This is a genomic window from Arcticibacter sp., from assembly GCF_045629565.1.
Classification (GTDB): domain Bacteria; phylum Bacteroidota; class Bacteroidia; order Sphingobacteriales; family Sphingobacteriaceae; genus Arcticibacter.
Genome location: NZ_JAZQRL010000127.1, coordinates 1 through 13040, shown reverse-complemented (window position 1 = coordinate 13040; position 13040 = coordinate 1). Strand labels below are relative to the sequence as shown.

At 43.7% G+C, this 13040-nt stretch carries 5 protein-coding genes; all 5 read left to right on the top strand.

Annotated features, from left to right (window positions below):
- Nucleotides 1-46 precede the first annotated feature (46 nt).
- A complete protein-coding gene (locus ACKI5J_RS18510) occupies nt 47-4483 on the top strand; it encodes a two-component regulator propeller domain-containing protein (protein WP_407431186.1) in 4437 nt (1478 codons plus the stop codon).
- A 103-nt stretch (nt 4484-4586) separates the two neighbouring features.
- Nucleotides 4587-6038 carry a glycoside hydrolase family 28 protein gene (locus ACKI5J_RS18505; protein WP_407431184.1) on the top strand — a complete coding sequence of 484 codons (1452 nt, stop codon included), beginning with the start codon at nt 4587-4589 and terminating at the stop codon, nt 6036-6038.
- 364 nt (nt 6039-6402) lie between these two features.
- Entirely contained in the window at nt 6403-8598 is a 2196-nt protein-coding gene (locus ACKI5J_RS18500; RefSeq protein ID WP_407431182.1) for a fasciclin domain-containing protein, read from the top strand.
- A 24-nt stretch (nt 8599-8622) separates the two neighbouring features.
- Nucleotides 8623-11877 carry a SusC/RagA family TonB-linked outer membrane protein gene (locus ACKI5J_RS18495; RefSeq protein ID WP_407431180.1) on the top strand — a complete coding sequence of 1085 codons (3255 nt, stop codon included), beginning with the start codon at nt 8623-8625 and terminating at the stop codon, nt 11875-11877.
- A gap of 15 nt (nt 11878-11892) precedes the next feature.
- A partial coding sequence (locus ACKI5J_RS18490; RefSeq protein ID WP_407431178.1) for a RagB/SusD family nutrient uptake outer membrane protein occupies nt 11893-13040 on the top strand: 1148 nt, incomplete at its 3' end.

Genomic DNA, 13040 nt, shown 5'->3' with positions numbered 1-13040 from the left:
TAGACCGTTTAAAGTCCTGTTCCGCATGGTAATATCAATCCCCTGCATGATTATTTGTTCAATGATCTCGGGGTATTTCATTTCATCAGTCAGTAAGTACGCACTTTGTTTGTCAACACTGGCCGTGTCTTTGTGCTTCAGTCTCCCGGCAGTCGGTCAGCTGAAAGAAATTTTGAAGCATTATTCCACCGAAGACGGCTTGTCTCATGATGGTATTCTCTGCATGACCCGGGATAGGGAAGGTTTCATGTGGTTTGGCACCTGGGATGGCCTGAATAAGTTCGATGGTTCTACGTTTAGCGTTTATAAGAGTCATTCAGGGGATAGTTCAAGTCTGAGTAATAACAAAATTCGAAATATAGTAGAAGATAGAGACGGTTATCTCTGGATCAAAACCTATGACCACAGCCTGTATCGGTTTAATAAAAGAACTGAACGGTTTTATGCAATAGGCCAGAAAGGCGATCTGAAAAACATCGTTGTTGATAGAATTTATCCTCTTGAAAAAGGACATGTATGGTTAACGTCTAAAAGTCAAGGTCTTTTACATGTTGTCAATACCTCTCCTTTAGCTGATCCGCAGATCTATCGTTATTCAAAGTCCGGAACAGGAAAATTCAAGCTTCCTTCAGACTCTGTAAATTTTCTTTTTGAAGATCATCAGAAATCCATCTGGATAGGTACTGCAGCGGGTCTGATACGCATGAAACAAGGTTTAGCTAACTCATCCCCCACTGTTTACCATCCCGAATTGTCCTTTACCTGCGCCAGCAGAAACGGTAACTTGGTTTATTTCGGTACCAGGGAAGGACAGTTACTGATTTTTAATTTACTTTCCGGGCAGCTCACTGCGAAAGAACTTCATAAGGGAACAAACATAAATGCCATTCATATTTCATCTGGCCGTATACTTTATGCAGTTACTTCCGGGCACGGGTTGATTCGGGTAGATTTAACCACTAACGAAGTTACTTTCACCCAATCTTCAAAATTCAATTCCTTTTTTTCCATACATGAGGATCGAAGTGGCCGGCTCTGGCTGGAACCCCAGTCTACCGGCATTGTCAAATATGATCCTGTGAAGAATACGTTCAAGCTGTTTACTCAGAAGAAGGATTCTCATGCAATAAGTCCGAATAATAATTATATCGTATTTGAGGACGTGAACGGCACTCTTTGGACGCGGTTAAAAGGTGGCGGCTTTGGATTTTATAATCCTCTGGAAGATAAAATTGAGTACTTCTACAATGAGCCGGGTGGAGAACATCATCGGTTTTCCAATATCGTAACCGCCCTATATCCGGATAGTACAGGTATTCTTTGGATGGCAACAATAGATGGAGGTATCAATACGGTCACCTTTCCCCGAAATAACTTTAATCATAAGCTGCTGGTTAAAAAGCCAAATAACAGGTCGCAGAATGAAGTAAGGGTCTTATTTGAAGATAGCAAAGAACGTCTATGGGTGGGAACGAAATCAGGCGAGCTATCGGTTTTTGAGCAGGGCAGAAAAAAGGAGCAGATATTTGATCATATTCCGGGAAAGAGAATAGGAAACGTTTATTCCATTATGGAAGATAGCGGGGGCGTGATTTGGTTAGGTACCAAGGGCGAGGGCCTACTAATGGCTGTCCCTACGGATGCTTCCGGCAACAAGTACCAACTGACGCGATTCTTGTCCGATGCCAGAAACCCGTACAGCCTGAGTAACAATACGGTGTATTCGATCATTCAGGATAAGCGGGGCAGGATATGGGCCGGAACATTCGGCGGGGGACTTAACGAGGTCGTTAGAAATAAGTCGCGAACATTTTTCATCAACCAAAGAACATCATTTAAACATTATCCTGCTGCATCAAAATACATCAGACATCTCTGTGAAGACTCCTTCGGCGATATCTGGATAGCAACAACTAATGGCCTGGTGATACTCAATCCGCATAAGGGCTCCCGCGATGACTTTTCCTTTGTCCGGCATACCAAGATTCCGGGAGATAAGCAAAGCCTCGGAAATAACGATGTTCAGTTTATCTACCGCGATCAAGCCAGCGGTATGTGGGTTGGAACCTTTGGAGGGGGCCTGAATAAGCGTGTGTCGCCTGGCCGTTCGCCAATGGTAAGATTCAGGGTGTATACCTTGCAGGACGGACTTTCAAGCGACATCATCCTGAGCATGGCAGAGGACAGGTCCGGGCATCTCTGGCTTGCAACCGAAAGTGGTTTGTCTCGCCTCGACAAGGGAGGAAAACAGTTCAAAAATTACGATACTTACGATGGTCTTCCCGATACAAAATTCTCAGAATCCGCGGCGTTCAGGTCGCAATCCGGACATATGTTTTTTGGATGTACCGAAGGGTATATCTCGTTTGACCCCACCAAAATAGCGAATAGAAAAGTTAGCGCGAACATGGCCCTGACCAACCTTCAGCTTTTTAATAACGATATCGTCCCGGGAGTTTCCGGATCGCCCTTATCTCAGTCCCTGAACAGTACGGCACGTATCAAGCTGGCCTACGATCAAAACGTTGTCAATATCGATTATGCTGTTCTGGATTATAGGGCAAGTCATAAGATCCAATATGCTTACATTCTGAAAGGATATGATAAGGATTGGCATCATGTCAAAAATCAAAAGAAAGCCACCTATACCAATCTGCCTCCGGGAGATTATGAGTTTATTGTGAAAAGCGTAAATAAGGACCTCTTTCACAACGTTCCTCAAAAAAGTATTAAAATATCGATTCTTCCACCGCCGTGGCTCACGATATGGGCTTACATCGCTTATATACTAATCGCTCTCGGTGTTCTGGAGATGGCAAGGAGAATCATTATTTCCATGATCAGGCTCCGCAATAAGGTAACCATTGAACATAAGCTTACAGAATTAAAGCTTCAGTTCTTTACGAATATATCGCATGAACTGCGAACTCCACTGACTCTTATTGTAGGCCCCCTTGAAGAACTGAGCCGAACCGAGTCAGTGTCTGAACAGGGTAAGCGATACATCAGTACCATCAGCAGGAATGCAAACCGCATGATTCGGTTTATCAATCAATTACTAGATTTCAGAAAGGTCCAGAGCGGTAAAATGCGCCTTGCCGTCTCCGAAGTTGATGTGGTCCGTCTGATCGCCGAGATAACAGATTATTTTGATGGTCTTGCCAGAGAAAAGAGAATTAACCTTCAGCTCGAGTCTGATGTTGAGGAGCTTTATGCCTGGGTAGACGCAGAAAAAATGGATATCATAATCTATAACCTGCTGTCAAATGCGTTTAAATTCAGTCCTTCAGATACGGCCATCCTGGTCAGGATCATTGGGGCCGGCGAAGAAGGCTATTTCACTGTTACAGTTAGCGACCAGGGGTCGGGTGTACCTCCTGATAAGTTAAAAGATATCTTCGACCTATATTATGAGGGAGAACATCTGAATCCCAGTTTGAAAGGTACAGGTATAGGCCTTGCTCTCTCGGCGGAACTTGTTCATGCCCATAAGGGAGAGATCACTGCGGAGAATAATCCTGATGGTGGTATGACTTTCAGCCTTCGGTTTAGGTCAGGGAATCAGCACTTTCAAAAAGATCAGATTAATCGTATATCGTCAGAGCCCATTCCGGCCTTGACAGATATCTTTCACGAGGAAGAAGATGCGAGCCTGGTGATCGCTGATTCAATGGCGCCGACAGAACTGGAGATGCCGGTCGTATTACTGGTAGAGGACAATGTGGAACTTAGAAAATTTATGGCCGGACAGCTATCTACCTTTTATAAAGTTATGGAAGCCGCTGACGGAGCAGAAGGCCTGGTGGCTGCCGAAAAATCTTTGCCTGACCTGATCATTAGTGATGTAATGATGCCTGGCGTAGACGGGATTCAGATGCTTGATCATCTGAAGCATAATACGCTCACTAGCCATATCCCTGTAATTTTGCTTACAGCTAAGTCTTCTGTAGAGAGTCAGGTTGAAGGTCTTCGATACGGTGCAGACTTTTATATCACCAAGCCGTTTAATATGAGGTACCTTATCGCACTCGTAGCTAACTTCATGAAACGGCGGAATCAACAACTGCAATCTCTGACATCGGATGATAAAAAGGTTGTGAGCCTCAAGCCGGATGAAATTCTGATTACCTCAAAAGATGAAGAGTTTATCAAACAGGTAATTAAAATCATCGAAGAGTCGATGGAAGATAGCGAGTTCAACATCGACAGTGTTGCAGAATCCGTTGGATTTGGAAGAACTACCTTCTATAAAAAGCTGAAAAGCCTCACTGGTCTTGCTCCTGTTGAATTTGTACGTGAGATGAGGTTGAAAAGAAGCAAGCAGCTCCTTGATTCTGGCGAGTATACCATATCGGAGATCGCTTACACGACCGGGTTCAAAAGCCTGGGCTACTTCAGTACATGCTTTAAAGAAAAATATAAACTGTCACCTTCTGCGTATCTCAAAACCTTGAGAGAGCCGAATAACAGTAGTTCTGTATGATGGAAAATGAGCCATCTGACGAAAACTTAAAGTCTTCTGCCAATTTTTGAATATTCGGAGAGGTGATATCAGATACTTTTGACTAAAGACTAATCACTCAAAAATGAACCGGTATCCAAAAATGCTGCAAACGCTGCCTTATCGTTTTTTGTTCCTGTCCTTATTTATACTGTTCGCAAAAGTCTCGTCTGCGAAAGTTGAGCCGCCTGAATGGGTAGCCAAAGTGGGCTCAGCAAAACTGAGTTTTGAGAATAACCTCTTTAAGGTTAATGACTACGGCGCACTTGCCGATGGTAAGACTCTTAACACCCGGGCAATTCAGAAAGCAATCGATCTGTGTGCATCCGGGGGAGGGGGCACGGTAAAATTTGCGCCTGGGAAATACCTTACGGGTTCGCTTTTTGTTCGGGAGGGCGTAAACCTGCAAATTGACAAAGGTGTGGAGATCCTCGGTAGTCAGAATATCATGGATTACCCGGAAATCGACACTCGCGTTGCAGGGATTGAGATGAAATGGCCAGCTGCTCTTATTAATGTGATAAAGCAAAAGAAGGCTGCGGTTACCGGAGAGGGGATTGTGAACGCTCAGGGTAAGCCCTTCTGGGATTATTATTGGAACCTTCGTAAAGAATACGATTCTAAAGGTTTGCGCTGGATAGTTGACTATGACGCTAAGCGTCCGCGCACCTTACTGGTAGCTGAGTCTTCCGACATTATCATAAAAGGTCCCGAATTCCAGCAGGCAGGTTTTTGGACCGTTCAACTCCTGTATTCTACGCGTGTAACAGTAGATGGTATAACCATTCGCAATAATATCGGAGGCCATGGACCAAGTACAGATGGAATAGATGTTGACTCTTCCTCCTGGATTCTTATCCAAAACAGCGATATTGATTGCAACGATGACAACTTTTGCCTCAAGGCAGGCCGTGACTGGGACGGGCTTCGTGTAAACCGACCTACGGAGTATGTGGTCATCCGTGATTGCATTGCCGGCGCTGGTGCTGGTCTGGTTACCCTGGGTAGCGAAACAGCCGGTGGCATTCGGCACGTGTGGGCATCTAATCTGAAGGGTAATGGCACCGGAAACGGCCTAAACATAAAATCGGCAACAACTCGTGGCGGTACCGTAGAAGATATATGGTTTACAGATATTGAGCTGACGAATGTAGCCAACATGTTAAAGGTAAGCATGAACTGGAATCCGTCATACAGCTATTCGGCTCTTCCGGCAGGTTATGCAATTAATAACATACCACCACATTGGAAAGCTATGCTGACCAAAGTGGAGCCTGTAGCTAAAGGGATTCCAACTTTCAAAAACGTTCATATCGCTAACGTTAAAGTGAATGGTATCCGCAACAAAGCTATCTGGGCAGAGGGATTGGCGGAGTCAATGATTTCGGGGTTCCATCTCGAAAATATAATTATAAGTGACGCGAAAAACGCTGGCACGATCTCCTTTGCCAGGAACTGGACTTTCAAACAGGTGAAGATCGAATCAAAAGATCGAAGTGAGGTGAAAGTTAGTGAATCAAGTAATATTTCGTTATAAACACCAGATCCGGCAATTTATGTGTAAATAACAAAAATTGGAAATCTTGTGTCAGTTTTTGAAAACATCCTGCAACGATTTGAAATAGATTTGCATTAACAAAACCAACTATAATAAACAAATCAGCAGGAAGTGAAATTCGATCCCGAGCCTTGGCTACATGATCGCTATTAGACCTAAGTCGTTTTAACCAATTGATTTCAAACAACTAATTAAAAGAGTATGAAAGAACTTTTACATCCCCCCGTTTCTTAGCGCACTGTTAGTACCACCCGATAAAATCAATTTTTCGATAAGGAAATGTATAATCAATAGTTCGAATACTATAATGATTGGTTGCCTTATACCTAACCATCACTTAAATATGAAGAAATTATTATTGCAAAGCTTGCTGGGTTTTTTCGCAGTAATCATGCTGTTTTCAAATTGCCGGAAAAGCGAATTTGATGAATTTTACGGAAGGCCTGACTGGTTGGCCGAACCGATTTATCAGCAACTAAGCGCTAAAAGGAATTTTACTAATTTTTTGGTCTGTATTGACAAAGCCGGCTATAAGGACATTCTCGGCAAGGCCGGCTACTGGACCATATTCGCCCCTAATGATGAAGCCTTTAATAAGTACTTTCAGCTCAGGGGCATAAGCAGTGTAAACGATATAACTGACGAAGAAGCTGTGCGTATTGTTAAATACTCTCTGGTTTACAATTCATTTAAAACTGACCATCTGGCCGATCTGCAGTCTCCGCTAGGATGGACCCCGGCTTCGGCTTTCAAAAGAAGAACCACGTTTTATAACGGTGTTTCAAAGCTTAACGTAAACGGGCAGGAGCGACTTGTCATTTCTTCTAACCGAAATAACCAGGCCACAGCTACTTCTTATTATGTTAAGGAAGATAATAACAACAAGTACATCCCATACTTTATGTCGAGCTTCATGACCGCGAGAGGCTTGACAGAGTATGACTACAAATACTTCTATCCTTCCAGCTCTTATACTGGATTTAATGTGGCCGATGCAGAAGTCGTAAACAAGGATATCGTTGCGGAGAACGGAATCATTCATGAAATTAACTCAGTCATCCTGCCTTTGCCAAGTATTGATGAGTATTTGTCCCTGAATCAGGAGTATTCCAGGTTCAAGGATATTTTCGATACTTATATGGTTTCTTATCCTTTGAGCGCGGATGCTACAGCCAAAAATGCCGAAATCACCGGTTCAACTGAAAGTGTTTATGTAAAGGTATTTGATGCCGGACTATCTTTTTCCCCCAATAATGAAAACTTCATGAAGCTATCTGATAACGATGCGCAAGGTGATGGGTTTTCTATGTTTGCCCCTACGAATGCCGCGTTAGACAAGTACCTGAATGAGGTATTGCTGGAACATTATAAATCACTTGATAAGCTTCCGGCTGAAGTACTCTACGACTTTCTAAATGCGCATATGTGGACGTCAACCGTGTGGCCGAGTAAATTTAATTCCACCCTCAATAATCATGGTCAGGGTGCCTTATTTGACCCAGGCAAAGATATTGTCGATAAAAAAGTCTTAAGTAACGGTATGTTCTATGGAGCGAGTAAGGTTCAGGAAGCGAATGTGTTCAGTTCTGTATTCGGTAAGGCATACCTCGACCCCGCTTATTCACTCATGACAAGGGCATTATCTGTATCCCTGAAGCCGTCCATTATCAATGATAACCTGAAATATACCTTGTTTCTTGTATCTGACGAAGTTATTACGGCGGAGGGCTTCACGTATAATATAGATGCGAACCGATGGGAATACACGCCTCCTTCCGGAGGGGCTACGATTACCGGTACAAATGCATGGGCAAAGCTTAGCCGCATTCTCGATCTCCATGTCTTAAACGATGACGTGAATAGTCTAGCGGGTTCAGGCATACTGGAATCAAATGGCGGGGAATATATCAAATTTGAAAATCAAAAGGTTTATGCGACAGGAAACCAGGAAGTAGAGGTTAAGGTGAATGTTGTTTCTGAAAAGACCGCCTCCAATGGGACGGTCTACTATCTTGATAAACTGTTGCTTGACCCTTCCAAGGCAGTCGGCCTACACTTGAAAGAACTAGCTGATCAGCCAGGATCAACCTACACCAAGTTCTTTGATTACCTGAAAAACTCTGTAGGTTACAATCAAACGACCGGAGAAATATTAGGGGTTGGCACTGGGTCGTTACACACGCTTTTTGTTCCTACGAATGAAGCGATAGATCAGGCTGTAATTCAGGGCTATCTCCCTTCATCAAATAACCCGTCTTCTCAGGCCGACAAAGAAAAAGTGACCAACTTTATCAGGTATCATTTCATCCAGAAAGCAACCATTGTTCCCGATGGTAAAAAGGAGGGTGGATTTATTACCCTGCTTCAGAATTCCAGGGGAGATAATACCATTGTGACCATAACTAATCAATCTAATTACTTGCAAATCAAGGATATGACGGGGCAATCCGTAAACGTGATCCTCTCAAAGAGTAATAATCTGTCAAATCGGTCTGTCATTCATCAGATCGATGGATTTCTAAAATTTCAATTGAACTAATAGCCTAAATCTTAATAAATAGTTATGAAGAGAATATTGACAGGTTTCTTTCCCTGCTGGCTTGCACTACTCCTGATTTTGTCAGGTACTGAAACCATAATGTCTCAGACCAGGGCTGTCGCTGTAGCTGTAATAAGAGGAAAGATTACTGATAAGAAGGATGGGCAGCCAGTTATAGGTGCCTCCGTGGTTGAACTCGATAAAGAGAAACGTACCGTTGGAGGCGTCTCCACCGATTTGGACGGTAACTTTGTTCTGAGAGTTTCCGATTTAAATAATAAAATTTCCGTTTCTGTTATTGGCTACAAGACCGTTGTTCAGGATATTAGGGGGAGGACTTCTATTAACTTCCAGCTTGAACAGAGTACCAGCGAACTGACAGAGGTAGCTATAACGGCGAAACGGCAGTCAAGCAATGGTATGTTACAGATTGATGCGCGCAATTCCACCGTCGCTGTCGCACGGGTAAACGCAAAGGATCTTGAAGAAATGTCGGCGGCTTCTATTGATCAGGCCTTACAGGGGCGTTTGCCGGGTGTTGATATTGCCGCAATGTCCGGTGATCCGGGAGCGGGCATGCAGATCAGGATCAGAGGCACTTCCTCTATAAACGGAGCCACTGACCCATTGATCGTGGTGGACGGGATGATCTACGATACTGAAGTGCCGGAAGACTTCAATTTCGGTACAGCTGATGAGCAGGGTTACGCAACATTACTGAACATTTCTCCGGCGGATATACAGGATATCAGCGTGTTGAAGGATGCGGCGGCTACTGCTGTATGGGGATCCAGAGCGGCAAACGGGGTGTTGATCATCAATACGAAACGCGGAAGACTTGGAAAACCGCAAATTACCTATTCAGCCAGAGGAACAATGCAGCACCAGCCGGACCCTATTCCTATGCTGAGTGGAGACCAGTTCTCTATGCTGATACCTGAGTCCTTCATGAACCGAAATGGTATCCCCCTGAATACTCAAACAGTCAAAGAGTTCCAGTACGATCCCAGTGATCCCTACTATTACTATAATTACAGCAATAATACGGACTGGATATCACAGATCACACGTACCGGTTACAAGCAGGATCATAACGTATCTATCAACGGAGGAGGTGAAAAAGCGAGGTATTACGCATCCGTCGGCTATCTCGGAGAAACCGGAACTACTATTGGGACTGCCCTCGGTCGTATTTCGACCAAGATCAATCTGGATTATACGGTCTCTGACAGGATCAGGTTTAGAACGGATTTGTCTTATACGCATACTTCCACTGATAAGAACTATAAAAGTTCAAGGGGGGTCGCCTATGAGAAGATGCCTAATATGGGTATATACGAGTATGACGCCCTGGGAAACAATACAGGAAACTACCTTTCTCCCATTCAGAATATCCAGGGTTCCTATGACGGAACGTTTAATCCTGTAGCTATGCTTCGTGCGGCTACCAACAATGTCATCGAAGAAAGAATCATTCCTGTATTTTCTGTCCAGTACGATGTTAAACCGGAAATCTTTAAGGCGATGTTCGACGTGCAATTTGATATCAAAAGCACCAAAAATAAGTCATTTTTACCTCAGATAGCAACGGGAAGGCCTATTAGTGAAGAAGTAGTTAATAGTGCGTATGACGGAGATGCGGATAAGTTTGGAATCCAAACCAAGACCAGCTTTGTATTTACCCCGAAGCTAAACGAAAAGCACAGCTTTACCGGGTTGATGATGTTTCAAACCAATGACAGTAAAAGTGACTCCCATCAGGAGCAAACCTCAAATTCTGCCTCCGTAGATCTGCAGGATCCCTCCGCTGCCTCAAGGGTCCGCAGCCTGAGTTCAAGCTTTGGCCAGACCAGGAGTGTCGCAGCCTTACTAAATGCGCAATACGGCTTGCTGGATAAGTATATCGTGAATCTCTCTCTGAGAGCTGATGGTAACTCCAGGTTTGGTCCTGATAACCGCTTCGGTTTGTTCCCTGCGATATCCACCCGTTGGAGAATTTCAGGAGAGAACTTCATGCAGCAGTTTAAATTCATAAACGACCTGAGTTTAAGAGCTGGTTATGGTCAGAGTGGAAATGCGCCGAAAGATAACTATGCTTTTTACAGCAGGTACCAGAGCTTTAACTATGATTATATGGGAAGCCCGGCCGTTTATTCCGGTAGCATTGAATTGCGCAATCTCAAGTGGGAAACCGTTACTGGTCAAAATGTGGGCTTGACCATGAGTCTTTTTAACAACCGCTTTGATCTCGACCTCGATGTGTATCGTAACCGCACAACGAATCTGTACTTTCCCGATTTAAGCATCCCTTCAATTTCCGGCTACTCCCGCATCAATATGAACGTGGGTACAATGGACAACCAGGGATGGGAAGTCAACATGAGTACGACCGCATACAAAAGTAAAAATTGGACGGTAGGGATGAATTTTAACTTCGCCCGAAACGTTAACGTAATAAGAGAGATATCCGAATTTTACCCCACTGAAGAGGGGCGGACGGACGCTAACGGAGAGTATAAGCGCTTTTTAAAGGTGAATAATCCCTTTGGATCGTTTTACGGATATACATATGATGGCGTCTACCCTGATAAAGCCTCCACGATAGCGCAGGATAAAAACGGCAATCCCATTGTAGGAGCAGACGGACTTCCTGTATATATGAGGTTCAACTACCCCGCTACAGATTACGTTTTTCAACCAGGCGATGCAATGTATAAAGATATCAATCATGATGGCAACATCGACTACATGGATATCCAGTACCTGGGTAATGGTAACCCGAAATTCATAGGAGGTTTTGGGCCGGATGTCAATTATAAAGGAATATGGAAGCTCACCACCTTTTTCAGTTTCAGATATAAATACGACGTGGTAAACAGAACGATGATGAACACCACGAATATGTACGGTTTTAATAACCAGAGTTCTGCGGTATTACGCAGATGGCGAAATGAAGGTGATTTTACTGACATGCCACGAGCTCTTTATGAAAGTGGATTCAATTGGCTCGGTTCAGACAGGTATGTGGAAGACGCGTCGTTTATACGGTTGAGAGCGGTGACACTGAGGTACAACTTCCAAAAGAACATCCTGGAGAAACTAAAAATGAAAACACTTGGCTTCTATGTTACCGGTGAGAATCTGGTGACCTTTACCAAGTACAGAGGTCAGGATCCGGAAGTCTCTCCAAAACTGAATAGCCCGTTCAGCATTATCCAAGACAATTCCATGACTCCTCCTTCCAGGAATTTCATATTCGGATTAACTGCAGGCTTTTAATTAATAAATACGATCATGAATTTTAAAAGTAAATTGATCTTGGCGCTGACAGCGGTAGTATTTATGCTGTCTGCATGTGATAAATATCTGGATTTAAGACCAGAAGACGGCGTTGTCAGGCAGGAATTTTGGAAAACTAAAGAACAGGTTGATGCGGCCGTTAACGGCTGTTATGCCGCCATGCTAAACCCGAAAGTTACAGAAAATCTGTTTCTATGGGGTGAATTGAGAGGGGATATGGTAGTGCTGGGTAATAAAACAAGCGCTGACGATATTCAGGTTATCAATGTCAATACCAATGCCAACAACAAAATTACTGACTGGTCTTCCATTTACCAGGTGATTAATTATTGTAATGATGTAATTGACTCTGCTCCATTGGCGCTCGAAAGTGACAAGACATTCACCCGGGAGGCTCTTAACGAATATCTGGGCCAGGCACTGGCGATACGAAGCCTGATGTACTTTTATCTGGCGAGAAGTTTTGGGGATGTTCCTTTAAAGCTAAAAGCTACTCATAGCGACGCGGATAACTTGCAGATCCCAAAGAGCTCACAACAGGAGGTTCTGACTCAGATTGTTAATGATCTTAAAACGGCAGAACAATATGTGGTAAGCAGCTATGCGAACAAGGACCTGAATAAAGGTAAAATCACAAAATATGCGGTACAGGCCATGTTGGCAGACGTGTATCTATGGATGGATAATTATCAGGATTGTATCACCTATTGTGACAAGGTTATTACCTCTGGTCAATACACACTGGTTCCGGGAGATGATACCTGGTTCAATACCTTATATTATCAGGGAGGTTCTGTCGAAAGTATATTCGAGCTTTATTTTAATGCTAACCGAACTAATTCTTTCTACGAGATGTTCTCGTCGTCAAATAACCGGATAAGATCTTCTCCTAAACTATACGAAGTTTTCTTTTTAGCAGATCCTTTGGAATTTCTAAACCGGGATATCCGCGGCAGCGGAGGATCCTTCCAGATCAGCCTGAACTCGATATGGAAATATCATGGCGTAAATGCTTCGAGTTCCAGAGGATCTTCCAACTCGACTTCATATGCGCATTGGTTCTTTTACCGGTATGCTGATATCTTGCTGATGAAGGCAGAAGCGCTTAATCAATCCGGAAAGGGAGCTGAAGCACTCGATCT